Source organism: Pseudomonas sp. F-14 TE3623 (assembly GCF_053629015.1).
Genome location: NZ_JBRJHM010000001.1, coordinates 2,470,697 through 2,497,665, shown reverse-complemented (window position 1 = coordinate 2,497,665; position 26,969 = coordinate 2,470,697). Strand labels below are relative to the sequence as shown.

At 59.1% G+C, this 26,969-nt stretch carries 23 protein-coding genes; 8 read left to right on the top strand and 15 right to left on the bottom strand.

Features of this window, described 5'->3' with window-relative positions:
* Positions 1 to 37 precede the first annotated feature (37 nt).
* The 9 genes from AB7M29_RS11330 to AB7M29_RS11290 form a co-directional block, all read right to left on the bottom strand.
* The gene (locus tag AB7M29_RS11330) at positions 38 to 3,610 is read right to left on the bottom strand and encodes a glycosyltransferase (RefSeq protein WP_454246864.1); all 3,573 of its coding nucleotides are present in this window, start codon (positions 3,608 to 3,610) and stop codon (positions 38 to 40) included.
* A gap of 124 nt (positions 3,611 to 3,734) precedes the next feature.
* The gene (locus AB7M29_RS11325) at positions 3,735 to 5,303 is read right to left on the bottom strand and encodes a flagellar hook-associated protein 3 (protein ID WP_454246863.1); all 1,569 of its coding nucleotides are present in this window, start codon (positions 5,301 to 5,303) and stop codon (positions 3,735 to 3,737) included.
* A 13-nt stretch (positions 5,304 to 5,316) separates the two neighbouring features.
* The gene (gene flgK / locus AB7M29_RS11320; protein ID WP_454246862.1) at positions 5,317 to 7,377 is read right to left on the bottom strand and encodes a flagellar hook-associated protein FlgK; all 2,061 of its coding nucleotides are present in this window, start codon (positions 7,375 to 7,377) and stop codon (positions 5,317 to 5,319) included.
* 23 nt (positions 7,378 to 7,400) lie between these two features.
* Positions 7,401 to 8,699 (bottom strand): flagellar assembly peptidoglycan hydrolase FlgJ, encoded by a 1,299-nt coding sequence (gene flgJ, locus AB7M29_RS11315; RefSeq protein ID WP_454246861.1) that lies wholly within the window; start codon positions 8,697 to 8,699, stop codon positions 7,401 to 7,403.
* A gap of 11 nt (positions 8,700 to 8,710) precedes the next feature.
* Complete coding sequence (locus tag AB7M29_RS11310) at positions 8,711 to 9,820, bottom strand: flagellar basal body P-ring protein FlgI (RefSeq protein WP_454248708.1); 1,110 nt, start codon at positions 9,818 to 9,820, stop codon at positions 8,711 to 8,713.
* An 18-nt stretch (positions 9,821 to 9,838) separates the two neighbouring features.
* Positions 9,839 to 10,534, bottom strand: a complete 696-nt coding sequence (gene flgH / locus AB7M29_RS11305) for a flagellar basal body L-ring protein FlgH (protein WP_454246860.1) — start codon at positions 10,532 to 10,534, stop codon at positions 9,839 to 9,841.
* A 52-nt stretch (positions 10,535 to 10,586) separates the two neighbouring features.
* A complete protein-coding gene (flgG, locus tag AB7M29_RS11300; protein WP_008011001.1) occupies positions 10,587 to 11,372 on the bottom strand; it encodes a flagellar basal-body rod protein FlgG in 786 nt (261 codons plus the stop codon).
* Positions 11,373 to 11,417: 45 nt separating this feature from the next.
* Positions 11,418 to 12,158 carry a flagellar basal body rod protein FlgF gene (locus tag AB7M29_RS11295; RefSeq protein ID WP_063342887.1) on the bottom strand — a complete coding sequence of 247 codons (741 nt, stop codon included), beginning with the start codon at positions 12,156 to 12,158 and terminating at the stop codon, positions 11,418 to 11,420.
* A 230-nt stretch (positions 12,159 to 12,388) separates the two neighbouring features.
* Positions 12,389 to 13,948, bottom strand: a complete 1,560-nt coding sequence (locus AB7M29_RS11290) for a sigma-54-dependent transcriptional regulator (RefSeq protein ID WP_123720667.1) — start codon at positions 13,946 to 13,948, stop codon at positions 12,389 to 12,391.
* Between the two features lie 281 nt (positions 13,949 to 14,229).
* On the opposite strand from AB7M29_RS11290, the gene phhA reads away from it, so the two are divergent.
* From phhA to AB7M29_RS11260, 6 genes are all read left to right on the top strand, one after another.
* The gene (gene phhA / locus AB7M29_RS11285; protein ID WP_052966741.1) at positions 14,230 to 15,015 is read left to right on the top strand and encodes a phenylalanine 4-monooxygenase; all 786 of its coding nucleotides are present in this window, start codon (positions 14,230 to 14,232) and stop codon (positions 15,013 to 15,015) included.
* A gap of 105 nt (positions 15,016 to 15,120) precedes the next feature.
* On the top strand, positions 15,121 to 15,477 hold the full coding sequence (locus AB7M29_RS11280; protein WP_010457024.1) for a 4a-hydroxytetrahydrobiopterin dehydratase: 357 nt from the start codon (positions 15,121 to 15,123) through the stop codon (positions 15,475 to 15,477).
* Positions 15,477 to 16,670: an amino acid aminotransferase gene (locus tag AB7M29_RS11275; protein ID WP_454246859.1), complete on the top strand. Its 1,194-nt coding sequence runs from the start codon at positions 15,477 to 15,479 to the stop codon at positions 16,668 to 16,670. The genes AB7M29_RS11280 and AB7M29_RS11275 overlap by 1 nt, the downstream gene beginning before the upstream one ends.
* A gap of 278 nt (positions 16,671 to 16,948) precedes the next feature.
* Positions 16,949 to 17,080 carry a hypothetical protein gene (locus AB7M29_RS11270; protein ID WP_007902501.1) on the top strand — a complete coding sequence of 44 codons (132 nt, stop codon included), beginning with the start codon at positions 16,949 to 16,951 and terminating at the stop codon, positions 17,078 to 17,080.
* A gap of 74 nt (positions 17,081 to 17,154) precedes the next feature.
* Positions 17,155 to 17,349, top strand: coding sequence for a hypothetical protein (locus AB7M29_RS11265; RefSeq protein ID WP_217858386.1), 195 nt, complete (start codon positions 17,155 to 17,157; stop codon positions 17,347 to 17,349).
* A 103-nt stretch (positions 17,350 to 17,452) separates the two neighbouring features.
* A complete protein-coding gene (locus AB7M29_RS11260; RefSeq protein WP_454246858.1) occupies positions 17,453 to 18,652 on the top strand; it encodes an MFS transporter in 1,200 nt (399 codons plus the stop codon).
* Here the strand turns inward: AB7M29_RS11260 and arfB are convergent.
* Together arfB and AB7M29_RS11250 are read right to left on the bottom strand one after the other, a co-directional pair.
* Positions 18,649 to 19,062 carry an alternative ribosome rescue aminoacyl-tRNA hydrolase ArfB gene (arfB, locus tag AB7M29_RS11255; protein ID WP_003222786.1) on the bottom strand — a complete coding sequence of 138 codons (414 nt, stop codon included), beginning with the start codon at positions 19,060 to 19,062 and terminating at the stop codon, positions 18,649 to 18,651. The genes AB7M29_RS11260 and arfB overlap by 4 nt on opposite strands.
* 136 nt (positions 19,063 to 19,198) lie before the next feature.
* Positions 19,199 to 20,620, bottom strand: a complete 1,422-nt coding sequence (locus AB7M29_RS11250; protein ID WP_217858387.1) for an amino acid permease — start codon at positions 20,618 to 20,620, stop codon at positions 19,199 to 19,201.
* A gap of 932 nt (positions 20,621 to 21,552) precedes the next feature.
* Between AB7M29_RS11250 and AB7M29_RS11245 the strand changes: the two genes are divergently transcribed.
* Both AB7M29_RS11245 and AB7M29_RS11240 read left to right on the top strand, forming a co-directional pair.
* Positions 21,553 to 21,690 (top strand): hypothetical protein, encoded by a 138-nt coding sequence (locus AB7M29_RS11245; RefSeq protein ID WP_038979531.1) that lies wholly within the window; start codon positions 21,553 to 21,555, stop codon positions 21,688 to 21,690.
* 67 nt (positions 21,691 to 21,757) lie between these two features.
* Entirely contained in the window at positions 21,758 to 22,723 is a 966-nt protein-coding gene (locus AB7M29_RS11240) for a leucyl aminopeptidase (RefSeq protein ID WP_448723372.1), read from the top strand.
* Between the two features lie 202 nt (positions 22,724 to 22,925).
* On the opposite strand, the gene rluB is transcribed toward AB7M29_RS11240, so the two are convergent.
* From rluB to AB7M29_RS11220, 4 genes are all read right to left on the bottom strand, one after another.
* Positions 22,926 to 24,191 carry a 23S rRNA pseudouridine(2605) synthase RluB gene (gene rluB / locus AB7M29_RS11235; protein WP_008074896.1) on the bottom strand — a complete coding sequence of 422 codons (1,266 nt, stop codon included), beginning with the start codon at positions 24,189 to 24,191 and terminating at the stop codon, positions 22,926 to 22,928.
* 337 nt (positions 24,192 to 24,528) lie between these two features.
* Positions 24,529 to 25,509: an SMC-Scp complex subunit ScpB gene (gene scpB, locus AB7M29_RS11230; protein ID WP_454246857.1), complete on the bottom strand. Its 981-nt coding sequence runs from the start codon at positions 25,507 to 25,509 to the stop codon at positions 24,529 to 24,531.
* 11 nt (positions 25,510 to 25,520) lie between these two features.
* Positions 25,521 to 26,279 carry a segregation and condensation protein A gene (locus tag AB7M29_RS11225; protein ID WP_217858441.1) on the bottom strand — a complete coding sequence of 253 codons (759 nt, stop codon included), beginning with the start codon at positions 26,277 to 26,279 and terminating at the stop codon, positions 25,521 to 25,523.
* 60 nt (positions 26,280 to 26,339) lie between these two features.
* The gene (locus AB7M29_RS11220) at positions 26,340 to 26,969 is read right to left on the bottom strand and encodes an L-threonylcarbamoyladenylate synthase (protein ID WP_052966766.1); all 630 of its coding nucleotides are present in this window, start codon (positions 26,967 to 26,969) and stop codon (positions 26,340 to 26,342) included.

Below are 26,969 nucleotides of genomic sequence, written 5' to 3'. Positions count from 1 at the left end.
CGGGTGCGTCCCCAAGCGTATGGCCTTTAATACTGGATCAGTTTGGCAACCAGCCCTCGGCCCAGTAATTGAGGTTGTTGCCCTTGAGCATGTAATCGCGCAGCACCTCTTCTCTCAGTGCATCACCCATGCGATAGCTCGCATCAGGGTCGGACAGGTGCATGCGGATTGCCTCAAGCCATTCTTCGGTACTGTTGCTCACAACCTTGGTGCAGGGTAGATAGCCGCGATAGGCTTCGGTGTCGGTGCAGATCACCGGATAACCGCAGGCGCCGTACTCCAACAAGCGCAGGTTGCTCTTGCAGTCGTTGAAGATGTGGAACTCCAGGGGAGCCAGCGCCAGGTCGAGGTTCAGGCTGGCCAGTTTGGCCGGATAGGCTTCCAGGCCGACGCTGGGATGAAACTCATGGACAAAAGGACGCAAAGCCGGCGGACACATGCCGAAGAACACCCATTCGACTTCGTTGGCCAGCAGGCGCACCACGTCCGCAATGATGGCCAGATCTCCATCATGGCTCGTCCCGCCACCCCAACCCACGCGAGGTTTGCGAGAAGTGCGGCGCTGACTGGTGAGCCCGACCCAGAGGTGCGGCGCGAGCATGTTCGGGACGACCCGGATATCGTGATGCATGTCACGCAATGCATCAGCCAAAGGCCGGGTCGAGACCACGACGCGATCACACAACCCTACGCCACGACGCACTATTTTATCGACCCCGACCTCGGCCTTGCGCAGGTGTGCGTTCTTTTTCGGAACATCAATCACATAATCGTCAAGTTCGTAGATCCGGAAAGCGCGAGAGCAGTTTTTGATTCGTTCGACCTCATTGACCGCGCCCTGGCTATAGCGCCCCTGCAACACGATCACGTCGGGAGAACGCCGCTCGAGCTCAATATCCGTCGGCGCCTGATAAGTCAGGTGCCCCACCACACGCCCGGCCGCCTCCAACTCAAGGAACGGCTGAGTGACCCGGTAATGACCCACGGCAGTCGTATTGATTGGAATCGCCAGAACATTGGGCAAAAGCTGACGCGAGAACGGGTTCCAGCCATCCTTGAGTCCCGGCTCCAAACTGAAATTACTGGTGCCCAGACTCAGATTGGGGTTGTAGGCCGGATCCCTGGCCACCACTGGCAACCATCGCTGGTAAAAACTTTTTTGCTCGGCCTGCAACACCTTGGGAGCGGGATTGAAGGCAGAGGACGGAACCACTCGCATCAACTCGGCGTAGGGCGTCCACACCACCAGGTATCCGCTTTGCTTCACACGCAGACAGAAGTCAGCGCCATTGAGTGCTTGCGCCAGATTTTTCTCGTCCAGGCCATGAAGATCATCAAAAACCTTCTTGCGCACAAGCAGGCAATCGATGCCCACGGCACTGAAATTCTGCACTGTCTGCTGGCGCTGCATGTAACCCGACGTGTTGAGCGGCTCACCACGATTGGGAACACCCACGGCACCCCGCAATCCCAGCACCAGGGCCGTCCCCTCGATACGTCCTTGCGGGCTCAGCAGCCGACCACCGACCACGCCGACTTCCGGACGCTGAGCGTGATTGAGCAACTCGTCGAGCCAATCCGGGTTGATAACGACACTGTAGGGGCTGAGAAACAGCAGATAGTCGCCGCGGGCGTGGCCGGCAGCGAAGTTCTGCACTGCCGCCAGATTGTCGCCATGATCGCAGCGCAACACCCGAAGTTTGTCACTGCCCACCTGCTCCATCGCCGACAGCCAATTGCAGGCATCCACAGCCGTGCTGGCGTTGTCTACAATGAGAATCTCATATCGCGTGCAAGCGGTTTTATCCAACAGACTTTCGACACAACGCTCCAGAGAGCCGAGCTCATTGCGGGTCGCAATGATGATCGAAACCATGGCCGGCTGATCGTGCAGATAATCCACACGGTTGATCATAGGCTGGCTGCCGGAGCGGATGCGGTGGGGTGCGCCGAGCCGCTCCAGATGCGCAGCCAGCACACACGGGTTCTGTTGGATGACCTGCGGTTGCGCCAGCCACTGGGACAGACGCAAGGTGGACTCCACAAGGACTTCGGCAATATGACCGATAGCGTGCGGCCCGTTACTCTCCACCACACGCCAGACCAGATCATGCACACCCAGCTCGCCAAAACCGTCTGCCATGCCGCCCAGCTCGATAACCCGTTGCCGCTGCAGGGCCAGCACCCGGCCGATATAGGGGTAGCTGCGCATCAGATCCAGGTTGAAATCCGGCTTAAACACCGGCTCGATCGATACCTCATCGCGCAATCCGCCTTCGTCACTGTAAAGGCAGCGCACGTCAGGCGTTTCAACTATGCGCTCTGCCAGTAACAGTAAAGCCAGTTCATTCAAGCGATCGCCCGCGCGAACCAGATAGATCCAGTCTGCGTTGTCCAACTGGGCCAGCAGGCGATTGAACTGGGCAACCGAATCATCTTCCAGACGCACATGACGCACGCCGTCGCACGAGGCGCGCTGCGAATCGGACAGCACCACCACTTGCTCGGCGGCATAGGTTTGCTGACGAATGCTCTTGAGCGTCTCCTCGAGCGCCGGAACATCGCCTTCGCTGTCGAGAACAATCGGCACGATGCGCGGACGCCAGCTCCAACTCTGCAAACGAGCCTCGAGCAAACGTTGCTGAGCCGGGTTCAAATGACGGCAGGACAGCCAATGCCCATACATATCGGTAAAGCTGTCGCAGTCGTCACCTACCCGAGTGCGCACCACCGTTTGAATGAAGCCCAGTTGCCGGCCAAGACTGGTTTCTTCCCAGGCATACGCTTGACCCTCAATCGCATCGGCCAGTGCCAGATAACGCACCCAGCCCGGTGCAGGCGCTGGCTCGCCACTGCGCAAGGCAAGCATTTGCTTGAGCCAATCGAGCTCTGTCATTACCGCAGCCTTGATTGGCGCCTGATTGCTCAGCCGCGCCGGATGCAAGCGCTCAAGACTCAATACCTGACTCACCACCACCAGATTGCCACGCCGTAGCAGACAGGCGAACAAGGCGAAGTCCAGACGGGCGACAAAACCTTCGCCAATCTGGGTCAGGGCCGGCAAATATTCCAGCGCATGTCGGGTTCGCAACAATGCCCCACTAAGACCACTGAGAAAGTTGATCGGGGTGCTTTCCAGAATGCCCAGCAGATCCTCGCCCTTGAACAAGGTGACACCTGTGGAAAAGCAGCAGTTTTCCACACGGTCGGAAAGCAGGATGTAATCACCGTCGTAAAACTGCCGCTGGCCGATCACCAGGTTGACGTCTTCGTGGTCGATGAAGCCGATGATCTGCTGAGTGATGCATTCAGGGAGCAGTTGGTCGTCGTCGCACAGCAACTTCAGATAGTCACCGCTGGCCTCTTGCGTACAGGCCATGAGGTTGGCCTGAAAACCCAAGCACTGCGGATTGCGCACATAGCGCAGGCGAATCGAGACAGGCACCTCACAGGCATCGACAATCTCGCGGATCTCGTCACCTCCACTGTCATCGCAGACGATCACTTCAAGATTGGCGTAGGTCTGACTCAGCGCACTTTGCAGCGCTGTCTGGAAGAACTGCGGGTTGAAGGCGGGAATGGCAATGGTGACAAGAGGTGCTGGTTTCACGGCGGGAGAACTCGCGAGCGGCGGGAGCTTACTTCAACGAAGTGAAACTCCCCGAACCGCTGAATAAAGACGGTTTGCACTCGGCAGTCGCAAGCCTTCGCGAGATCATCGCGAAGGCCTTGACTCAGACTTTGTTGAACAGCCCCAACTGAGCGATCTTGCTGAACGCCAGTTGCGAAGCTTGCAGCATGGTCTGCTGCAGAGTCAGGCGGGTCATCACTTCAGCCGGATCGGAATCGCGAATGGCCGATTGGGTCTGGGTGTTGGCGAGTGCCAGGCTCTGGTTGATATCGGTCTGAGTCACCAATGACGCACCGCGACCACCTACAGAACTGATACTCGAAGCAAGTTGATCCATGCCGCTGGACAGGTTGCCGATACCGGCAGTGACTGCAGCGTTCATTTTCTGAGTGATAATCGGATCATTGTTGGTTGGCGTCGACAGCGCTGTTTTCAGTTGGCTGACGGTATCCAGAATGTTCTGGGTCTGATGCGTATTGACCGCCACCGAGAACTGATCACCTGCCCCCGGCGTACCGGCCAAGGTGAACGAGACACCCGATGCTGTCGCGGTCGTACCGGCCATGGTACCGGTGGACACCGGCTTACTGTTGGCGGTCACTGGCGCGGCATAAAGTTCGAAGTTCGTCGCACTGGTGAACTTGAGAATCGCCCCGCCGCCCGGGAAGCTGGCATGGTAGTCGATGCTGTTGGTTACAGAAGCGTCAGTCACCAATGCAGTCGACGGATTGCCCGGACTGCGCGATGTGTTGAAGCTGTCCGGCTTGGCTGCCAGCGTGAAGCTGTGCCCGGCGATGACCGTGTCTGGGGTGGTATCACCCGACTTGAGGTTGATATTGAGTTTCAGGTCAAGACCACGAAAACTCACGGTTTGAGTGGCTGCGTTACTGGAAGAGAACACACCGCCCTGACTGGCTTCTGCCGTTACGTCATTACCCAGCGCATCGGTGATTTGTAACTGTGTGCTGCTCAGGAACGACACGGTGTAAGGCTCGCCGCTGCGGAACTTGGCGTTGTAAGTGACATCGGAGCCCACCTGACCGTTGGACAACACCACACGACCATCATCGACCGCAGGCGCGGTGAGCGTGGTCTGCGTCCGGGTGGTGTTGATCGCCTGCTGGAACACCTCCCAACCCGTGCTGTTGGTGGCCATCGACTGGGTATCGCCAATTGGCAGATCCAGTGTGACCTGATCACCGTTGTAGGTGTAGCTGCCATCGGTGTTGCGGCTGAACGGCACGACATCGCCCTTGGATCCGGCAAAGATGTACTTGCCGTTTTCATCCTTGGTGTTCATCAGGCTGAGCAATTGCTCTTCAATCTGACCCAATTCGGAAGCGTTCGCCTGGCGGTCGGCATCGGTATAGCCGGCGTTGCCAGCGCCCAACGCCAGCTCCTTGGCGCGTTGTAGCACGTTGCCGATACTGGTCATCACCGCTTCGGTCTGCCCGAGCGTGCCCTTGATGGTGGTCATGTTGGCTGAGAATTGGTCGAGCATCGAAGCCTGTTGACCCAATTGCAGCAAGCGCGCAGCGCCGACCGGATCATCGGCCGCGGTGTTGACGCGAACGAGGCTGCTGGCCTCTTCGCTGCTCTTGACCACGTTGGAGAAATTCTTCTGATAGTTGGCAGCAGAGGACTCGTAAAACTGGGCGGTAGAAATGCGCATGGGCTACGACTCCTTAAAGACTGTTGATCAGTGTGCTGAAGATTTCCTGCGCAGCCTTGATGATCTGCGAAGACGCGGTGTAGTACTGCTGATACTTGACCAGATTGCCGGTTTCCTCATCGAGGTCGACACCCGATAGCGAATCGCGAGCGCCTTTGGCATTGGCCAGAATCGCTTCGGTGGCAGCGCTATCGAGTTTTCCCTGGGCCGCCTTGGCACCAACACCCGAGACCAGTTTGCCGTAGGCATCGTTCAGGGAAATACCGTTGCTGGCCGAACCGGTGTCCACAGTCTGCTTGGTCTGAAGACCGGCCAGTACGGTGCCGTTACGGTTGTCCAGGGAACCTGGCTGACTGAGCGACACGTTGATCGCCGTCGAGGTACCCGGCGAGCCCGCGATGGTCATGTCGAATGATGCAGTACGCTGCACGACTGGCGGTCCCGGATCATTGATCGCGGCACCGTTGGCGTCGACCAGAGGAATGGTCAGGCTCAGCGTATTGTTCTGGCCCGGCACAATGGTGCCGCTGCTGAGTGGGTTACCTTGGGCATCGAGCATCTGGTAAGTCTGAGTCGTACCACCGGCCGCACCAAACACGATCTTGACCGGCGTCGAAGTCTTCAGGCCGTTCTGGATCGCTGTAGTGGTGGCCGAGTCATAAATATCGAACTGCGTAGTCAGGGTCGGTTGACCGCTGGCCGGAATCGTCAATGTGCCGCTGCCGCCAGCAGCAATTGCCGCACCCAACGGTGCCGCGATGGCCAGACGCTTGGAGTCGGTCATCTCGGTCTTGATGTTGGTCGCCGCGTTGCGGGTCGGGGTGATCTTGAAGGTGTCGCCGGCGGCTGCAGTACCACCGGTGAGTTTCATGGAGAAACCATCGATCACTGGCGGCGGCGTGGTCAGCGTGCTGAACGCGCCCATGGCGGTGCCTTCAGGCAGGCGCTGCAAGGTGTAGTCGGTGGCACTGGTGAACGTGACCTTGTAATCGTTGATGGTCAGCTTGCCGCTGTCCTCGATGGTCACATCGAAATTGCCCGAGCCCGCACTGTTGCCGACTGTGGCAATACTGCGCTGGGCCATTTGCGCGGCACTGTTGATGCTGTTGAACAGATTCGAGCCGAAGTCACCGTTCTTGTCGATGCCTTGGGCCTGAATGGTATCCATCTGATCGGCAACGACCAGCGCCACACGCCCCAGCTCGTTCATGGCCGGGTCCAGCACGGTGCTGCGATAGCGCAGCAAACCGCCCATCTCGCCACCGGTCATCACCGAGGTGACATCGATGGTGCTCGAACCGCGATTGAGCTGAATGGCCGAACGCGACGGGTCGGCTTTGCTCGGCACCACTTCCAGCTTGCTGACGGTGCTGCCCATGACCAGCGGCTGACCGCTGCCCAGGTAAACATCAAGGTTGCCGTCACGCTCGATCACTTGCGCACCGGTGAAGGTGGACAACTGGCGTACGGTCTCGTTGCGCGCGTCGAGCAGGTCGTTGGGCATGCCGCCGGCGTTGGAAACTTCAGAAATCTTCTGGTTCAGCTGGGCGACGGTGGCGGCCAGTTTATTGACCTGATCGGCCATGTCCGCCAGGTTGCCATTGACGTTGGCGTTCTGCTGCGTCAACTGGCTGGAGATCGAGTTGAATCGGTTGCTCAGGGCTTGCGCATCGCTGAGCAGCAGTTGGCGGGAAGCATCGTCGCCCGGTTTGGCGTTGACGTTCTGTACCGAGGCGAAGAATTTGGTCAGGGCGCCATTGAGACCGGTGCCGCTGTCCGACAGCAACGCATCGAGCGGGCTGATCTGCCCGGCGTAGGCCGCCGAGTCGCTATTGAGTGAAGTGGTGGTCTGCAGCTGCGCATCGAGGTAGCTGTTGTACACCCGACGCACATCGGCCAGGGTCGTACCGGTGCCGATGTAGACATTGCCGAACTGATTCGAGGCCTTGGTGCCCTGCACGGTTTGCTGGCGTGAGTACCCGGAGGTGTCGGCGTTGGCAATGTTATTGCCGGTAGTCATCAGCGCGGTTTGGCTAGCGGATAAACCCGACATCCCGATATTGAGCAAACTCATGGTTCAAACCTTATACCTTGTGCCTATAAAGGCGTGGTGGAAGCGCCCGCCGCAGCGTAGTTTTGGTAACTCGTCATCTGCTTGGCTATCTGCGAAATCTTGCTTGCGTAATCCGGGTCGGTTGCATACCCGGCTTTTTGCAACTCGCGTACAAACTGTTCTGGGTTATCGGCCGACTTCAGCACATCTTGATAGCGATTATTGCTTTGCAGCAGCGTCACGAGGTCATGAAAGCTGTCTTTGTAAGAGCCGTAGGAACGGAACTCGGCCGTCTCCTTGACCCTCTCGCCATTTCTGAATTCGCTGGTGATCGCGCGCGCCGAATCGCCCTTCCAGTTACTGCTGGCCTTGATGCCGAACAGGTTGTGGCTGCTGCTGCCATCCTGGGCGCGCATGACCGATTTGCCCCAACCGGTTTCCAGGGCAGCCTGAGCCACCAGATAACGCGGATCGACACCGATACGGTCGGCAGCTTCTTTGGCCATCGGCAACATGGTGTTGACGAATTCGTCGGCGGAACTGAAGGCTTTCTTTGGCGGCGCCAAGGGTATTTGAGCCATGGCACGACCATAAATCTGCAGGCGTCCGCCGGCTGCTGTATCCGTTTGCGAAGCCAGCCAATCGCCGTTGTAAAGGGGACCGGAACCGGTCTTGGTGCTCTGCGGTAATTGGATATTGTTCTGCACCGTTGTGGCGGTCGTTGCAGGCTTCGATACCGACGGCACCAACCCGGCGAGCAAACGATCGGCCAGTTTCGGCGGCAGCGCCAGACGCCGCTGATTGATCAGCGCCATGTCATTGCGATGAGCGCCCTCGCCCGCGCTTGCCGGCGTCTTCACCGAACGCGAAGCCCACAACGGGCGCTCACCATTGAGACGCGACAGCGGCCCGTTGGTGGCGACTGTACCGGCGGCAATCGGCGTTTCCACGGCGGCTTTCGCGGCAGCTTGCTTGGCAGCAGACGCTGCCGCGGCCTCCCCCGGCGCCATCGGTTTGTTCTTCGACATCTGCCGCATCAGCACGTCCGCCAGGCCAATACCGCCGCCTTCGCGGGACATGGAAACGGCCAACTGCTGGTCGTACATTTCCTGGTATTGCTTGGCTGCCGGTGTGTTCAGCGGATTGTCCTGGCCCAGCGCTTCGGTGGCCGAGCGCATCGACTTGAGCATTTCACCGAGGAACAGCGATTCGAATTCCTGCGCCACTTTGCGCATGTTCGCATCGCTGTTCTTGTCGCCGACCTTGAGCTGGTTCAGGCGGTTCAGGTCCGAGTAGGAACCCGAGTCGCTGCTGCTGACCAGACCGCTTTTACGCATATCCATGGCCGCCGTCCTCAGATCACGATCAGGTCGGCTTGCAACGCGCCGGCCTGCTTCAGCGCTTCGAGGATCGCCATCAAGTCACCCGGTGCCGCGCCGACCTGGTTCACCGCTCGGACGATTTCGTCGAGGGTGGTGCCCGGGCCGAACTTGAACATCGGCTTGGCTTCTTGCTGAGCGTTGACCCGCGAGCGCGGCACGACCGCTGTCTGCCCGTTGGACAGCGGGCCGGGCTGGCTGACGATCGGGTCTTCGGTAATGGTTACGGTCAGGCTGCCGTGGGTCACGGCGGCCGGGGAAACCTTGACGTTCTGACCGATCACGATGGTGCCAGTGCGCGAGTTGATGATGACTTTCGCCACCGCCTGGCCCGGGTCGACTTCGAGGTTTTCGATGATCGACAAATAGTCGACCCGCTGGCTCGGATCGAGTGGCGCAGTCACGCGAATCGAACCACCGTCGATGGCCTGAGCGACGCCAGGGCCAAGCATGTTGTTGATCTTGTCGACGATGCGCTTGGCAGTGGTGAAATCTGAACGGTTGAGGTTCAGGGTCAGGCTGTTGCCTTGATTGAAACCGCTTGGCACTGCACGCTCGACCGATGCACCACCCGGGATGCGACCAGCCGACGGAACGTTGACAGTAATCTTCGAACCGTCACGACCCTCGGCATCGAAACCACCAACCACCAGGTTGCCCTGAGCGATAGCGTAGACGTTGCCGTCGATACCTTTGAGCGGCGTCAGCAACAACGTACCGCCGCGCAGGCTCTTGGAGTTACCGATGGACGCGACGGTGATATCCACCTGTTGACCCGGCTTGGCGAACGCTGGCAAGTCGGCACTGATCGACACCGCCGCGACGTTCTTCAACTGCACGTTGCCCGAACCTGCCGGCACCTTGATGCCGAACTGCGAAAGCATGTTGTTGAACGTCTGCAGGGTGAACGGGGTCTGGGTCGTCTGGTCACCGGTGCCGTTAAGCCCGACCACCAGGCCGTAGCCGATCAATTGGTTGGAACGCACGCCGGAAATACTGGCGATATCCTTCAGCCGCTCGGCTTGAGCATCAAAGGCTGCGGACAGCAACAGGGCGCCCACCATCAGGTGCTTGAAGTTCAACATGCTCACCAGAGAAGCCACCTAGAAAGGGAACAGCGGGCTGAGGAAGAAACGGTCGAACCAGCCTGGCTGACTCGCATCGGCAAACGCACCGGTGCCCGAATAGGTGATGCGTGCATCGGCGACGCGGGTCGACGACACGGTGTTGTCGGTGGCGATGTCATCGGCGCGAACGAGGCCGGCAATCCGCACCAGCTCATCACCGGTGTTGAGGGTCAGCCACTTCTCGCCGCGTACAGCGATGATGCCATTGGGCAACACGTCAGCAACGGTCACGGTAATCGAACCGGTCAGGCTGTTGCTCTGGCCGGACTTGCTGTCGCCCTTGGTGGCGCGGTCGGCGCTATAGCCGGCGTTCAGACTCAGGTCATTGCTACCGATCGGGTTATTGGTGGTCAGGCTGGAGCCGAACAACGAGGTCAGGCCGACACTGGTGTCGCTGTTCTTGTCGATCTGCGAGTTGGCGTTCTTGCTCGCCTGGGTGCGCTCGTTCAGGGTGATGGTGATGATGTCACCGACCCGGAACGCCTTGCGGTCGCTGTACAGGTTCTGTTCGAAACCGGCCTGGTAGATCGAGCCATTATTGGCGGCAGCCGGCAGCGGCGTGCGCGGCAACACCGGGGCGTAGTAAGGGTCATTGGGCTTGGGCGGCGGGGCAACGCAGCCCGTGAGCACGACGACCCCACTCAGTGCCAGAACAGATACAAAGCGATTCATGACCCTACCTCACGGTATTGCAGGCGACCTCATGGCCGCCTCATAGACTTGATTACAGATTCTGCGTTACGAACGAGAGCATCTGGTCGGCGGTGGAGATCACTTTGGAGTTCATCTCGTAGGCGCGCTGAGTGGTGATCATGTTGACCATCTCTTCAACGGTGCTGACGTTGGACGTTTCCAGGGTGTTCTGCAGCGTGGTGCCGAAACCGGCGAGGCCCGGGGTGCCGACTTGCGGTGCGCCACTGGCAGCGGTTTCCAGGAACAGGTTGTTACCCACCGCTTGCAGACCGGCCGGGTTGATGAAGTCGGCGGTTTGCAGGTTGCCGATCACCTGGGAGGCCGGGTTGCCGGCAACGGTGATGGACACAGTGCCGTCACGGCCGACGGTGAAGGTCTGGGCGTCGTTCGGAATGACAATCGCCGGTTCCAGGGCGAAGCCGCTGGCGTTGACGATCTGGCCGTTGGAATCCAGGTGGAAGGTACCGTCACGGGTGTAGGACGTGGTGCCGTCCGGCTGCAGAATCTGGAAGAAGCCGCGACCGTCGATGGCCATGTCCAACGGCTGCTCGGTGGTTTGCAAGCTACCGGCGGTGAAGTTTTTCTGGGTGCCGACGATGCGCACACCAGTACCCACCTGCAGACCCGACGGCAATTCGCTGTCCTGGGTCGACTGGGCGCCTGGCTGGCGTTTGATCTGATACAGCAAGTCCTGGAACTCGGCGCGGTCACGTTTGAAACCCGTGGTCGATACGTTCGCCAGGTTGTTGGAAATGGTGGTGAGGTTGGTGTCCTGGGCGGACAGACCTGTTTTGGCAACCCATAGAGCCGGAAGCATTCGATTCTCCTCGTGCGCCTGTTTTACGGCGCGACGTTCTGATAATTAGCTGATCTGCAAGACCCGAGCCATGGCCTGGTCATCGTCTTTGGCGGTGTTCATCATCTTGATGTGCAGTTCGAACTGCTTGGCCAGCGCCAGCACCGAGGTCATTTCTTCCACGGCATTGACGTTGCTCGACTCAAGGAACCCGGACACCAGCTTGACGTTGGCATCGGCTTGCGCCGGCTTGCCGTCCTTGGTGTGGATCGAACCGTCCAGGCCTTTGGTCATGTTCTTGAAGTCTGGGTTGACCAGTTTGATGCGGTCGACTTCGGCCATCACCCGTGGGCCTTCACCCATCGCACGGATGCTGATGGTGCCGTCTTCGCCGACTTCGATTTGCTGCTCGGGCGGCACGGCAATCGGCCCGCCATTGCCTACCACCGGCATACCGTTGCCGGCACGCAGCACGCCCAGCGCGTCCACGTTCAAGCTGCCGGTGCGCACGTAGCTTTCACCGCCATCGGGGTTCTGCACGGCGATCCAACCGTTGCCTTGCACCGCGACATCGAGGTCGCGACCGGTTTGCACCAGCGCACCCGGGGAGAAGTCGGTGGCCGGACGCTCGCTCATGGCAAACGCACGCGCCGGAAAGCTGTCACCAAACACCGGCATCGAACGGGCCTGTTCCAGGTCCTTCTGAAAACCGTTAGTAGAGATGTTCGCCAGGTTGTTCGCATGAGCCTTCTGCGCCAGTGCATTCTGGCTGGCGCCGGTCATTGCCACATAAAGGTACTTGTCCACACTCTTTCCTCTGCATGCCGGACGTTTGCCGCCCACCGCTGTACTGCTGAGCCATAAGCAATTTGCAGACCAACTTTTTTCTGGCGGCGCCGGGCCCGGCAAACAAAGGACTTGAGGGATTCAGAGGGGATTGGGGGAATGTGTCGAAGACGAAAAACCGGCGGTGTTATGCCGCTTGCGGCAAGCGTCGACCTTGGCAGCCAACACGGCCCCCTCGCCACAAAAGCTGTCTAGCCCGGCTCTTTACCGACCTCATACTCACGCAACTTATTGGCAATGGTCGTATGCGAAACCCCCAACCGCTTGCCCAGTTGCCGACTGCTCGGATGCTCGGAATACAAACGTTCCAGCACCGCCTTTTCAAAGCGCCCGACAATCTCGTCCAAGCCGCCCTCAAGGGAAAAATCGCCAAGCGGCTGACGCACGCCGTAGTCAGGCAGACGAATGTGCTCGGCTTTGACTGTCCCGCCGTCGCACAGGGAAACCGCCTGGAACAGTACGTTTTCCAATTGCCGCACGTTGCCCGGCCAATGATAATGGCTGAGCCGTTCCATCGCCGCCGGCGCCAGTTTCGGCAACGGACAACCGATCTGCCGACTGGCCTGATCGAGGAAGTGCTCCACCAGCGGCGCCAAGCCGTCGAGGCATTCTCGCAGCGGCGGGATGTGTAGCGAGAGCACGTTCAAGCGGTGGTACAAATCCTGGCGAAATTCACCGCGAGCACACAGCTCGGACAAGTCCACTTGCGTTGCGCAGATCACCCGCACATCCAGATAGACCTCTTCATCACTGCCGACACGACGGAAGCAACCGTCCTGCAGAAAGCGCAGCAATTTCACCTGTAAGCGCGGGCTCATTTCGCCGACGCCGTCGAGGAACAACGTGCCGCCCGCTGTCAGCTCCAACAGCCCGAGCTTGCCTTCGGCCCGCGCCCCTTCGAAGGCACCGGGGCCGTAGCCGAACAGTTCGGTCTCGGCCATGGACTCCGGCAGACCGGCGCAGTTGAGCGCCATCAGCGGTGATTGCCCACGCGGGCTCGCCAGGTGACAGGCCCGCGCCAACAACTCTTTGCCGGTGCCGGTTTCGCCTTCTATCAATAGCGGCGCATCCAGCGGTGCCATGCGCCGCGCTTCGCGCACCACCGCCGCCATCACTTTCGAACTCTGGAAAATGCTGTCGAAGCCGCGCAATTCCTGCTTGCGCACGTTATAGATGCGCTCGCCCACCCGATCCGCCCGGTGCAACGTCAACACCGCACCGGCCATGGCCTCGCTTTCGTCATGCTCCGATTGCAGCGGCGCGATGTCGGCGAGAAACACGTCACCCTTGACCTTCACCCGCAAGCCGTTGATCCGTGACTTGTTGGCGCGCACCAGCTCCGGCAAATCGAAATCTTCGGCGTACCGCGACAGTGGTATCCCCGGCACCTCGTCCACCCGCACCCCGAGCAACTGCGCTGCTGCACGGTTGGCCGCGACGATGGAGCCGCCCATGTCGATCGACAGCACCGGAAACTCCAGGGCCCCGAGCAAGGCATTGAGCTCCATGTGCCGACGCTCGCTGGGCATCAGCCCTACGCGCTTGACGCCGAATACCCCGCCAATCGCCTCAAACTTCGGACGCAACGCCTGGAACTGAATGTTGATCAGGTTCGGGCAGTGCAGATAGATCGCATTGCCGTGCTCACCACCCACTTCGCCGCGAGCAACGTTGATCCCGTACTCGACCAGCAGGTTGAGAATATCGCGCAGGATACCGATGCGGTTCTGGCAGTGGACTTTGATACGCATATAAAGGCCCGTAACAGCGGTGATCGAGGCCCGGCGCAAGAAATTTTCTGCGTGGGCACCAAGTTAGTCGTCAAGATTATGTGACACCTGTGAGCCATTTCAAACCCGCAAATATCAATACTTGCGCCTTAGCGATCAATCCGTAACGAATACTTTACGAAAAGCCGAGATTTTTCCTACTCTCACCGCGGATCACCTGCTGCAACACCGCACCCCTTGGGGTATTTCTAGGTCTATAGCTGTACACACAACAAGAACGAATCCCCTAGCAGGAGAGCAGCATGAAGCAGACGCAATACGTGGCTCGCGAGCCCGATGCGCAAGGTTTTATCGACTACCCCGCCGAAGAACACGCGGTGTGGAACACGCTGATCACTCGCCAATTGAAAGTGGTCGAGGGCCGTGCGTGCCAGGAATACCTGGACGGTATCGAAAAACTCGGTCTGCCCCACGACCGCATTCCGCAACTCGGTGAAATCAACAAGGTCCTCGGTGAAACCACCGGTTGGCAGGTTGCCCGAGTCCCCGCGCTGATTCCCTTTCAGACCTTTTTCGAATTGCTGGCAAACAAGCAGTTCCCGGTGGCGACCTTTATTCGTACCCGCGAAGAGCTGGATTACCTGCAAGAGCCGGACATTTTCCACGAGATCTTTGGCCACTGTCCGCTGCTGACCAACCCCTGGTTCGCCGAATTCACCCACACCTACGGCAAACTTGGCCTACAGGCTTCCAAGGAAGAACGCGTGTATCTGGCGCGCCTGTACTGGATGACTATCGAGTTCGGTCTGGTCGACACCCCACAAGGCCTGCGCATCTACGGTGGCGGTATTTTGTCCTCGCCGAAAGAAACCGTTTATTGCCTGTCAAACGAGCCTGAGCATCAGGCGTTCGACCCGCTGGAATGTATGCGCACGCCGTACCGCATCGACATTCTGCAACCGCTGTACTTTGTCCTGCCCAACCTCAAGCGCCTGTTCGATCTGGCTCACGAAGACATCATGGGCATGGTCAAGCAAGGTATGCAGTTGGGGTTGCACACGCCGAAATTTCCGCCAAAAGCTGCGTGACCCGCGCCTTTTGGCATCAAGTGAGTCTGTTACGGATCGCCGCTTTGCTTTAGCGTGGTCCCACTGACGACCGTTTTTCAAAACACTCGATTTCAGGAACACATCATGTCCACATTAAACCAAGCCCATTGCGAAGCCTGCCGCGCCGACGCCCCTCAAGTCAGCGACGAAGAATTGCCGATCCTGATCAAGCAAATCCCTGACTGGAACATCGAAGTCCGCGACAGTGTGATGCAGCTGGAAAAAGTTTTCCTGTTCAAGAACTTCAAACACGCGCTGGCGTTCACTAACGCCGTCGGTGAAATCTCCGAGGCCGAAGGTCACCACCCGGGCCTGCTGACCGAGTGGGGCAAAGTCACCGTCACCTGGTGGAGCCACTCCATCAAAGGCCTGCACCGCAACGACTTCATCATGGCCGCGCGCACTGACGAAGTGGCCAAGAACGCCGAGGGCCGCAAATAATGCATTTCGACGCCATCGGTCGAGTACCTGGCGACCCGATTCTCGGCCTGATGGAGGCCTATGCGCTGGACCCTAACCCGCGCAAATTCGACCTCGGCGTGGGTGTCTATAAAGACGCCCAGGGCCTGACGCCAATCCTCGAAGCGGTGAAGCTCGCCGAGCAGCACCTGGTGGAGCGTCAATCCACCAAGACCTACATCGGCGGTCACGGCAATGTAGCGTTCGGCAAGGTCATCAATGAGTTGGTGCTTGGCGCTGATTCGGCGCTGATCACCGAACAACGGGCCGGCGCCACTCAAACGCCGGGCGGCACTGGTGCATTGCGCTTGAGCGCTGACTTCATCGCCCAATGCCTGCCGGGCCGTGGCGTGTGGTTGAGTAACCCGACCTGGCCGATCCACGAAACCATTTTCGCGGCGGCCGGGGTCAGGGTCAGTCATTACCCATACGTGGGCAGCGACAATCGTCTCGATGTGGAAGCGATGCTGGCGGTGCTCAATGAAGCCCCCAAGGGCGATGTGGTGCTGCTGCATGCCTGCTGCCACAACCCGACCGGTTTCGACCTGTCCCATGACGATTGGCGTCGGGTGCTGGACGTGGTGCGCAGTCGCGATTTGCTGCCACTGATCGACTTCGCCTATCAGGGCTTTGGCGACGGCCTGGAGCAAGATGCCTGGTCGACCCGGCTGTTCGCCGCCGAGTTGCCGGAAGTGCTGATCACCAGTTCCTGCTCGAAGAACTTCGGCCTGTACCGCGACCGCACCGGCGCATTGATTGTCTGCGCGAAAACCGCCGACAAACTGGTGGATATCCGCAGCCAACTGGCCAACATCGCCCGTAACCTGTGGTCGACGCCACCGGATCATGGCGCCGCCGTGGTCGCGACCATCCTCGGCGATCCAGAGCTGAAAAGCCGCTGGGTCGACGAAGTGGAAGCCATGCGTTTGCGTATCGCGCAGTTGCGCAGCGGTCTGGTCGAAGCACTTGAACCCCATGGTTTGCGCGAGCAATTTGCGCACATTGGTGTGCAACGCGGGATGTTTTCCTACACCGGTTTGTCGCCGGAACAGGTCAAACAGCTGCGCGAGCATCACAGCGTGTACATGGTGAGCTCGGGCCGGGCTAACGTGGCGGGGATTGATGCAACGCGCCTGGACTTGCTGGCCGAAGCTATCGCTGACGTCTGCAAGTAACCATCAAGCACTGCAAGTCACTTTGTGGGAGCGGGCTTGCTCGCGAAGGCGGAGGGTCAGTCGACATCATCGTTGCCTGACACTCCGCTTTCGCGAGCAAGCCCGCTCCCACATTTGCACGGTGTCGCCCCCTCTTGCTGACCTGTCTAGACAATCCCATCCGTCGCAACAATTGGATATAAAAGTCTATTTGTCATTTCTCCTGCTGTATCCTGCGCAGGCTTTTTTAAAAGCGCGGATCTACCAGATCTATCAACAGACTTAGCGAGGAGCGCGACATGCACGAGATCCCTAATCTCCCCTTCCCAAGCCTGCACGAAACTGAGCAGACAACCACGCAACAAGCCGGTGCCCAACAGCCCGAGACGAAAGAAGCACCTGAACGCCGCCAGGCCGACAGCGAAGACTGATACACCCGCACGACCAGACCGTGTGGAAAGCGCTAATATGCGCTTTCCACACCGCCTGAACCTTGAGCTTTCCCATGACCGATGAATCCAGCGTCACCTTCAACGAAGCTCAGGCCAGCGTCCTGATCGGCACCGCCGAGAAGATGATCGAGATCTGGAACCGCCTTTCCCCCGAGAAACAAGCCGCTCTGCTGGCCCGCTTCGGCAGCGAAGAAAACGCCTTGGCCGCCTTGGTCACGACGCAATTGGTTGCCCCCGCAAAATCCTGATTATCCCCATCCGGCAAATAGTTTTACTTTTTCACGACCCGCGACCGTCCGCGCCGCTATCATAAGCAGCCTATCTATCCTGCTGCCCCGTGGATCTTTACCCATGCCAGAAACCCAGCGCCCCATGACGGTCACGCTGCAAGTCGTTTCCATCGTCCTGTTCACGTTCATCGGTTACCTGAATATCGGCATTCCCCTGGCCGTATTGCCGGGCTATGTCCACAGCGACCTCGGTTTCGGCGCCGTGATCGCCGGGCTGGTGATCAGCGTGCAATACCTGGCCACCCTGCTCAGCCGCCCTTACGCCGGGCGCATCATCGATAACAAGGGCAGCAAGCTGGCGGTGATGTACGGCCTCGCCGGCTGTGGTTTGAGCGGTGTGTTCATGTTGATTTCGGCCTGGACGCAAAGCCTGCCGATGTTGAGCCTGATCAGCCTGTTGATCGGCCGACTGGTGCTCGGCAGCGCAGAAAGCCTGGTCGGTTCCGGGTCGATCGGCTGGGGCATCGGCCGGGTCGGCGCGGCGAATACCGCCAAAGTCATCTCCTGGAACGGCATCGCCAGTTACGGCGCGCTGGCGGTCGGCGCGCCGCTGGGGGTGCTGCTGGTGAGTCAGTTGGGTTTATGGAGCATGGGCGTGAGCATCGTGCTGCTGGCCGTTCTGGGCCTGGCGCTGGCCTGGCCAAAAACCGCTGCACCAATCGTTGTAGGCGAACGCCTGCCGTTTATGCACGTGCTGGGGCGGGTGTTTCCTCATGGTTGCGGTCTGGCCTTGGGCTCCATCGGCTTTGGCACCATCGCCACATTCATCACCCTGTATTACGCCACTCAGCACTGGTCCAACGCGGTGCTGTGCCTGAGCCTGTTCGGCGCCAGTTTTATCGGTGCGCGATTGCTGTTCGGTAACCTGATCAACCGCCTCGGCGGCTTTCGCGTAGCGATTGCCTGCCTGTCAGTGGAAACCCTTGGGTTGTTGCTGCTGTGGCTGGCACCCGATGCACACTGGGCACTGGCCGGTGCGGCGCTGAGCGGTTTCGGCTTTTCGTTGGTGTTCCCGGCGCTGGGCGTGGAAGCGGTCAACCTGGTACCCGCCTCCAGCCGTGGCGCGGCGGTTGGGGCGTACTCGCTGTTTATCGATTTGTCGCTGGGGATTACCGGGCCACTAGCCGGTGCGATTGCGGCTGGATTCGGGTTTGCCTCAATCTTCCTGTTTGCCGCATTGGCTGCTCTGAGTGGCCTGGCACTGAGCGTTTACTTGTACCGGCAGGCGCCAAAGTACAGGGAGGAACGCAACACCCGCTAGAAATCCACCTTGCCGCGTCCAGCCTTGATGCTGCCGCGTTTGGTCTTGGATTCGAGCCGACGCTTCTTCGAACCGAGGGTCGGCTTGGTCGGGCGGCGTTTCTTTTCCACTTTGGTGGCGCTGAGGATCAACTCGGTCAACCGCTCCAGCGCATCAGCGCGATTGGCTTCCTGCGTACGGTATTGCTGGGCCTTGATGATCAACACGCCGTCGCTGGTGATGCGGCTGTCGCGCAGCGCCAGCAGCCGTTCCTTGTAGAACTCGGGCAAGGACGAGGCCGGAATGTCGAAGCGCAGGTGCACGGCGCTGGAGACCTTGTTGACGTTCTGCCCACCGGCGCCCTGGGCGCGAATGGCCGTCAATTCGATCTCGGCATCCGGCAGATGCACGTTGTTGGAAATCACCAGCATGGAAAAAAGTCCGTATTCAGAACAACAAGAATACCGCGATTAGACAGAAGAAATGCGGCCCCTGTGGGAGCGTGTATGGAACCCATAAACAACAAACCCGGCACAGGGCCGGGTTTGTTGTTTATGCGTTTTGCACTTACTTGGCAGCGGAACCTGCAGCCTGCAAAGCATGCCGCTCACGACGCTTGTTCTTGATGCCGTAGCAGACCCACATGAACGCGACCCACACCGGAATCGCGTACACCGAGATCTGGATGCCCGGGATCAGCAGCATCACGCCGAGGATGAACACCACGAACGCCAGGCAAACATAGTTGCCGTACGGGTACCACAGAGCCTTGAACAACGGCGTCTGTTTGGTCTTGTTCATGTGCTGACGGAACTTGAAGTGCGAGAAGCTGATCATCGCCCAGTTGATCACCAGGGTGGCCACCACCAACGACATCAACAGTTCCAGTGCATGTTGCGGAACCAGGTAGTTCAGCAGCACCGCGACCAGGGTCACGGCAGCCGACGCCAGGATCGAACGCACCGGCACGCCACGCTTGTCGATCTTCGACAAGGCCTTCGGCGCATCGCCCTGCTCGGCCATGCCCAGCAGCATGCGGCTGTTGCAGTAAGTGCCGCTGTTGTACACCGACAGCGCCGCGGTCAGGACCACGAAGTTGAGGATGTGCGCGGCGGTGTCACTGCCAAGCATCGAGAACACTTGCACGAACGGGCTGCCGCTGTAGGAATCACCCGACGCGTTCAGGGTCGCCAACAGGCTGTCCCATGGCGTCAGCGAAAGCAGGATAACCAGCGCACCGATGTAGAAAATCAAAATCCGGTAGATCACCTGATTGATGGCTTTCGGGATCACGGTTTTCGGCTTGTCGGCTTCAGCAGCGGTGAAACCGAGCATTTCCAGGCCACCGAAGGAGAACATGATAATCGCCATGGCCATCACCAGGCCGCTGACGCCGTTCGGGAAGAAGCCGCCGTGTTCCCACAGGTTGGTCACAGAAGCTTGCGGGCCGCCGTTGCCGCTGACCAGCAAGTAGCTGCCCAGGGCGATCATGCCGACAATCGCCACAACCTTGATGATCGCGAACCAGAACTCGGCCTCACCGAAAACTTTGACGTTGGCCAGGTTGATCAGGTTGATCAATACGAAGAATCCGGCTGCCGATACCCAGGTCGGGATGTCCGGCGCCCAGTAATGGATGTATTTGCCGACCGCAGTCAGCTCGGACATGCCCACCAGGATGTACAGAATCCAGCAGTTCCAGCCCGACAGGAAGCCGGCGAAACCGCCCCAGTATTTGTGGGCGAAGTGACTGAAGGAACCGGCGACCGGCTCTTCAACGATCATTTCGCCCAGCTGGCGCATGATCATGAAAGCGATGAAGCCGCAAATGGCGTAGCCGAGAATCATCGACGGGCCGGCGGATTTGAGCACGCCGGCCGAGCCGAGGAACAACCCGGTACCGATCGCGCCACCGAGGGCGATCAGTTGAATATGGCGATTTTTCAGGCCGCGTTTCAGCTCGCCTGAATGCGAGTTTTGTCCACTCATGAAAAGGGTCTCACGCAAGGTTTGATGATGTTCAGTAGACGTTGCTGCTCGGTTGCGATTTCAAGCAGCGCCGATCAAACCCCAGCGCAGGCACCAGGAGTTCAGCGTTTTTACGACAGTCATGCGTCACCTGTTTATTTTTATCTGTGACGAAATCGAACCCGACACGCTCGTGACGCGGCGGAGTGAACAAGGCGGATAGCCTTGAGGTTTGCGCTGTTGCGCAGAGGGTCACAGTTAAAACGCGGCGCATTGTACACCTGTAACCCCCTGCTGCCAGACACCGCTGGATCAGCGCGTCGGTTGCCGGGATTGCCTGTGTCCGCCTCGAGGGTCTCGGGCGACTGCAAAAATTGAGTAAGACCTTTGCAGGTCATCGATAAGGGCAGCGGAAAAATCGCCCTTCGGGGAGAGATGGAGATGAGTCACGGCGTACATTGCGCCTCCTTCTTGTTATGCACCTGCACGACAGGCATGGGGCGCATCTCACCCTTCATACGCTGCCGAAACAAGCGTGCCAGAGCCCTTGAAGACTACAAACCCGGCGGTTGGCGGAAGGTTTTCCTTACAGACCTTACACTCGCGGCATTCCACGGGGTTTAAGAGGGCTTTTCGTAAGGTTTTATTGACAAGGCGTAACGTAAATTTTCCAAATCAGATCCAGAAGCCCACTGACTGTAAATTGACGATAGGAAGCTTCCTAAGTAAATGTCCTGTTTAGTTTTCTGTTTTTTATTAAGAAAATTGGCTTTCGAAAAATGGAATAAATAGTTCAAATGAAAATTGTTTAATTATTTTTTTGCATTCTAAAACCCTGTGAACTAGGTTTTCAGCGACTTGCCGAGCCGCATCGACCGGCATGTTGATGTGCTCTTCAACGAGTGAAAAGCACGCCGCTGTTCTTACCGAAGAAGTCATCTAGGAGATTCACCATGCAAGCACTGGACAAAGACTTGGACACTGAGCTGCAACTGGACGATTGGTTTGAAGCACCGACCCATGATGCCGCCGTCGAAATGATGCAAGCCGACGCGGTTGTTCCGTTCGGCACGGCGATGTGGCCTCTGTAAGACATCCCGGCAGGCACGATCCGGCCGGTCGTGCCTGCCACTTTCTCGGTTTGTCAGGGAGGACTACATGGATAAGCAACGTGCCATCTCGCATTTCCTTTACTACCTCGAACATCACCCTGCCGTTGCCGGTATCAACCCGGCGAAGGTCTTGCTCGGCCATACCGCTGATTACGAGGCACTGACCGGCGCCATCGCCGAACAGGCCGGTAACAGCCCACGGTTCAGCTTCAGCGCAATGCGTCTGGACCTCGAACCCACCGAATTGCTGACCCAGGCGATTACCGACAGCGATCTGTACATTTTCTTCTACGACTCTTCCACCCTGCCCAACCCGCGTCCCGACGGCCCGGAGTTTGTCCGCGCGCTACAAGGCGTGATGGCGGAGAACTGGAAGAAGTCGTTGCTGTTCAAGGATTACGGCGATTACTTCTACGACACCTTCAGTGTCACCCCGCAGCGAATTGCCGGGTTGAACAGCCACTTGATCCAGCGCATGTCCCACGCCACCACCCTGAGTTTCAAAGATGATCATGGGTCGTGGTTCGAAACACCCTTGAGCAGTATCAAGAAGTGGACCGACATCAACGGTATCGGCAACTTCGACCTGGCGCCCGGCGAGATCGCTACTCATAGCGAGGCCATTAATGGGCGGGTGAAGTTTATGGGGACTTTCCTCAGTACGATTCCATTTGCCCGCAAGTACGGCGTATTGGCGTCACCGCTGGAGTTGTGGATCGAAAACTCCACCATCAGCAAAATCGCCACCGATGTGCCGGGGCTGGAACATGACTTCAACAAGTACCTGGACGCCAATCCGTCCAATCGGCGCATCGAAGAGTTGGGGATCGGCACCAACGAAGGCGTGAAAGATTTGTATGCGCGCAATGCCGGGTTCGAGGAGCGCCATTGCGGCTTGCACCTTGGCTTGGGCGGAGGTGCCAAAGGTAGCCATCATTTGGACCTGATCTTCTCCAGTGGCGTGTTGGCGCTGGATGATGACCCGCTGTTTGATGGACGGTTTGTGTTTTAACCCAAGATTTTGCGGTGATGCGGCTGACGTCTTCGCGAGCAAGCCCGCTCCCACAGGTGACCGAGTTCTCTTAGGGGAATGCGATCAAATGTGGGAGCGGGCTTGCTCGCGAAGACGGACTCACAAACACCACATCACAAAAACCAGCCCCCAAAAAAAACGCCATCCCAAAGGATGGCGTTTTTCATGAAGCGCTTACCGATTACTCAGGCTTGCGACGACCGAAGCCCGGACGCTGGCCGGAACCGGCTGGTGCGCCGCGGCGTTTGCCCGATGGCGCGTCACGGTCGACCAGCACGATGCCTGGGCGTTTCTTCGGCGCCGGCTTGGCCGGGCGCTTGGTGTCGGCCGGGCGGTCTGCCACGGGCGTACCACGACCGGCAGGCGCGCCGCGATCGCTACGACCACCGGACGGAGCGCCACGGCCTTCGCCGCGCTCAGTGCGACCGTTGGCCGGACGCGGTGTACGTGGACCGCGCTCGCCGTCCTGACGTGGTGCTGGCTTGCGGGCCGGACGTTCGCCTTCGATCTGTGGCTCGCGGGATTCGCGCGGGCTGGCAGCGGTCGAACCAGCGGCTGGACGCAAGGTACGCACGCGTTCGGTCTTGCCCACCGGACGGGACGATTTGCGCTGCATACGCTCAAGCTTGTCTTTGCTCTTGGCGTTCATTTGCGGCATCGCCACCGGGGTGAGGCCGACTTCAGCGCTGAGAATGTCAACTTCGTACTGGCTCATTTCGCGCCAGCGGCCCATTGGCAGGTCGGAGTTGAGGAACACCGGACCGAAACGCACGCGCTTCAGGCGGCTAACCACCAGACCCTGGGATTCCCAAAGACGACGGACTTCGCGGTTACGACCTTCCATCACCACGCAGTGGTACCAGTGGTTGAAACCTTCGCCACCCGGAGCCTGTTTGATGTCGGTGAACTTGGCCGGGCCGTCTTCGAGCACCACGCCTGCCTTCAGGCGTTCAATCATCTCGTCGTCGACTTCGCCACGTACACGTACCGCGTATTCACGGTCCATTTCGTAGGATGGGTGCATCAGGCGGTTGGCCAATTCACCGTCGGTGGTGAACATCAGCAAACCGGTGGTGTTGATGTCCAGACGACCGATGTTGATCCAGCGACCTTCTTTGGGGCGCGGCATCTTGTCAAACACGGTCGGACGACCTTCAGGGTCGTTACGGGTGCAGATTTCACCGTCGGGTTTGTTGTACATGATCACGCGGCGTACCGACTCGGCGGCTTCTTCGCGCTTGATCACCCGGCCATCGATGGTGATGGCGTCATGCAGGTCGACGCGCTGGCCGAGGGTGGCGTCTTTGCCATTGACCTTGATGCGGCCATGGCTGATCCAGGCTTCTACGTCACGGCGCGAGCCGACGCCGATACGGGCGAGGACTTTCTGCAGCTTTTCGCCTGCAGGGCCGATTTCCTGGTCGTCTTTCTGGTCGTTGATACTCATCTGGGCACCTCCCGGTGTGGTCTGTTCAGGTTTTTGCCTGAAGCGATGTAAATCTGGGTACTTTTTGAAGAACTTGGGCGAAGGGATCGCCGAAGGGTCGCGAATCATACGCTCATGGAGACGTTCGCGCATCAGAGACTAGCTGATCGATGGAAGGTTATTTGTTTTTCCGCCGACCGGTGGCACTGAGCTCGATTAACCGCAGTCAACACAACACCCTGTGGGAGCGGGCTTGCCCGCGATTGCGGTGGGTCAGGCAGCAATGATGTTGACTGACACTCCCTCTTCGCGGGCAAGCCCGCTCCCACAAGGATTCCCATTGCCCCCAGGCTTTGGGTCAATCGTCGAACTGGCGGCGCTCGGCTTCGATTGCTTCTGCCAGAGCCTTGGCTTCGGCTTCTTCGTCGGTCAACTCGGGCTCGGGTTTCGATTGTTCGAGCGCGGCGACGGCGGCCAGGAGCTTTTCGCGAGCTTCGGCAACGCCAAGAATGTCATCTTCCTGTTCTGGTTCTGGTTCAGCTTCAGCTTCAGCTTCGACCTGAGGTTCAACTTCGGCTTCAGGCTCGGGCTCTGCCAACTCCCCTTCGGTCTCGGTCACAGCCCCATCCCGCAGCAAATCGTCGAAGTCGGTCTTGAGCCCCTCTTCCATGGTGTCCAGTTCCAGCAACAGCGTGTGGAAACTGGTTTCCTCCTTCGGCTCTTCCGGTTCAGCGCTGGCGTCGGCCAGTTCCTGCAAGCCTTGCGGCACCGGAGCGTCGTCGAAATCGAGGACAGGATCAGGCTCCAGCTCACGCAGTTCGGCGAGCGGCGGCAGGTCGTCGAGGTTTTTCAGGTTGAAGTGATCGAGAAACGCCTTGGTGGTGGCGAACATCGCGGGTTTGCCGGGTACGTCGCGGTAACCGATGATGCGGATCCACTCACGTTCCAGCAGGGTTTTCACGATGTGGCTGTTGACGGCCACGCCGCGCACATCTTCGATCTCACCCCGAGTGATCGGCTGGCGATAGGCGATCAGGGCCATGGTTTCGAGCATGGCGCGGGAATAGCGTTGCGGCCGCTCTTCCCACAAACGTCCGACCCACGGCGCGAACTTTTCGCGGATCTGCAGGCGATACCCGGAGGCGACTTCCTTCAATTCGAAAGCGCGGCCGTCGCAGGATTTGGCCAGAATCGTTAGCGCTTTCTTGAAAACAGGGGGCTCGGGCCGCTCGCCTTCTTCGAAGAGTTCGAACAGGCGTTCAAGCGATTGCGGTTTTCCCGAGGCCAACAGAAAGGCTTCAAGCAGTGGCGCCAGCTCGCGGGGTTCAGTCAGGTTCATGATTCAACTCGTTATTCGGCTCGGGCCCGGACATGTATGGCCGCGAACGGCTCATTCTGCACCAGCTCGACCAAGGATTCCTTGACCAGTTCGAGGATCGCCATAAAGGTCACCACCACCCCCAGGCGTCCTTCTTCAGCGGTGAACAGCTCGACAAACGGCACAAAACCGCCACCTTTGAGCCGTTCCAGCACATCGCTCATGCGCTCGCGGGTGGACAGCGCTTCACGGCTGACCTGGTGGCTTTCGAACATGTCGCCACGGCGCAGGACCTCGGCCATGGACATCAGCAACTCTCCCAGGCTCACATCCGGCAACAATTTGCGCGCCCGGGCTTCCGGGGCATCGAGCTTGGGCACCACCACGTCGCGGCCGACGCGGCTCAGGCCATCGATGCCTTCGGCGGCAGCCTTGAAGCGCTCGTATTCCTGCAGACGACGGATCAGTTCGGCGCGAGGATCGTCTTCTTCGTCTTCGATCGTCTCGGCACGGGGCAACAGCATCCGCGATTTGATCTCGGCCAGCATCGCGGCCATCACCAGGTACTCGGCGGCCAGCTCCAGGCGCACCGACTGCATCAACTCGACATAGCCCATGTACTGACGGGTGATTTCCGCCACCGGGATGTCGAGGATGTTGATGTTCTGTTTGCGGATCAGGTACAGCAGCAAGTCGAGCGGACCTTCGAAGGCCTCAAGGAATACTTCGAGCGCATCCGGCGGGATGTACAGGTCCTGCGGCATTTCCATGACCGCCTGGCCATAGACCATGGCGAAAGGCAGTTCTTGCTGGGCGCCGGCCTGGCTGTCGACGGGTTCTACTGCAGACATCTAGGCCTCGGCCATGAAAGGCGCAGGGTCGCCGCAACCGACGCGGATGACTTCCGGTTCGCCGTCGGCGAGGCTGATCACGGTGGATGCCTTGATCCCGCCGAAACCGCCGTCGATGATCAGGTCGACCTGATGCTCGAGCAACTGGCGCATTTCGTAAGGATCGCTCAACGGATCGGTGTCGCCAGGCATGATCAGGGTCACGCTCATCAGCGGCTCGCCGAGTTCTTCCAGCAATGCCAGGGCAATAGGATGGCTTGGCACACGCAGGCCGATGGTGCGTTTTTTCGGGTGCAGCAACAGCCGCGGGACTTCGCGGGTGGCGTTGAGAATGAAGGTGTAAGGGCCAGGCAAGTGAGCCTTGAGCACACGAAAGGTGCCGGTATCGATCTTGGCAAACAGCCCCAACTGCGACAGGTCGCTGCAGATCAGCGCGAAGTTGTGCTTATCATCCAGCTGACGTAGCCGGCGCACGCGCTCCACGGCGTTTTTGTCGCCGATTTGGCAACCAATGGCGTAGGAAGAGTCTGTGGGATAAATCACCACCCCGCCGTTGCGGATGATCTCTACAGCCTGTTTGATCAGGCGCGCTTGCGGGTTTTCCGGATGAATCTGGAAAAATTGACTCAC

What these genes read in the sequence shown, in the direction of transcription:
- AB7M29_RS11245 (WP_038979531.1), top strand. Translation starts at nt 21,553, where the DNA reads ATGCAAGCACTGGACAAAGACTTGGACACTGAGCTGCAACTGGACGAT.
- AB7M29_RS11250 (WP_217858387.1), bottom strand. Translation starts at nt 20,620, where the DNA reads ATGAGTGGACAAAACTCGCATTCAGGCGAGCTGAAACGCGGCCTGAAA.
- rluB (WP_008074896.1), bottom strand. Translation starts at nt 24,191, where the DNA reads ATGAGTATCAACGACCAGAAAGACGACCAGGAAATCGGCCCTGCAGGC.
- flgG (WP_008011001.1), bottom strand. Translation starts at nt 11,372, where the DNA reads ATGCTTCCGGCTCTATGGGTTGCCAAAACAGGTCTGTCCGCCCAGGAC.
- AB7M29_RS11270 (WP_007902501.1), top strand. Translation starts at nt 16,949, where the DNA reads ATGCACGAGATCCCTAATCTCCCCTTCCCAAGCCTGCACGAAACTGAG.
- AB7M29_RS11325 (WP_454246863.1), bottom strand. Translation starts at nt 5,303, where the DNA reads ATGCGCATTTCTACCGCCCAGTTTTACGAGTCCTCTGCTGCCAACTAT.
- scpB (WP_454246857.1), bottom strand. Translation starts at nt 25,509, where the DNA reads ATGAACCTGACTGAACCCCGCGAGCTGGCGCCACTGCTTGAAGCCTTT.
- AB7M29_RS11280 (WP_010457024.1), top strand. Translation starts at nt 15,121, where the DNA reads ATGTCCACATTAAACCAAGCCCATTGCGAAGCCTGCCGCGCCGACGCC.
- flgJ (WP_454246861.1), bottom strand. Translation starts at nt 8,699, where the DNA reads ATGGATATGCGTAAAAGCGGTCTGGTCAGCAGCAGCGACTCGGGTTCC.
- AB7M29_RS11265 (WP_217858386.1), top strand. Translation starts at nt 17,155, where the DNA reads ATGACCGATGAATCCAGCGTCACCTTCAACGAAGCTCAGGCCAGCGTC.
- flgK (WP_454246862.1), bottom strand. Translation starts at nt 7,377, where the DNA reads ATGAGTTTGCTCAATATCGGGATGTCGGGTTTATCCGCTAGCCAAACC.
- flgH (WP_454246860.1), bottom strand. Translation starts at nt 10,534, where the DNA reads ATGAATCGCTTTGTATCTGTTCTGGCACTGAGTGGGGTCGTCGTGCTC.
- phhA (WP_052966741.1), top strand. Translation starts at nt 14,230, where the DNA reads ATGAAGCAGACGCAATACGTGGCTCGCGAGCCCGATGCGCAAGGTTTT.
- AB7M29_RS11310 (WP_454248708.1), bottom strand. Translation starts at nt 9,820, where the DNA reads ATGTTGAACTTCAAGCACCTGATGGTGGGCGCCCTGTTGCTGTCCGCA.
- AB7M29_RS11240 (WP_448723372.1), top strand. Translation starts at nt 21,758, where the DNA reads ATGGATAAGCAACGTGCCATCTCGCATTTCCTTTACTACCTCGAACAT.
- AB7M29_RS11225 (WP_217858441.1), bottom strand. Translation starts at nt 26,279, where the DNA reads ATGGTCTATGGCCAGGCGGTCATGGAAATGCCGCAGGACCTGTACATC.
- AB7M29_RS11260 (WP_454246858.1), top strand. Translation starts at nt 17,453, where the DNA reads ATGCCAGAAACCCAGCGCCCCATGACGGTCACGCTGCAAGTCGTTTCC.
- AB7M29_RS11275 (WP_454246859.1), top strand. Translation starts at nt 15,477, where the DNA reads ATGCATTTCGACGCCATCGGTCGAGTACCTGGCGACCCGATTCTCGGC.
- AB7M29_RS11290 (WP_123720667.1), bottom strand. Translation starts at nt 13,948, where the DNA reads ATGCGTATCAAAGTCCACTGCCAGAACCGCATCGGTATCCTGCGCGAT.
- arfB (WP_003222786.1), bottom strand. Translation starts at nt 19,062, where the DNA reads ATGCTGGTGATTTCCAACAACGTGCATCTGCCGGATGCCGAGATCGAA.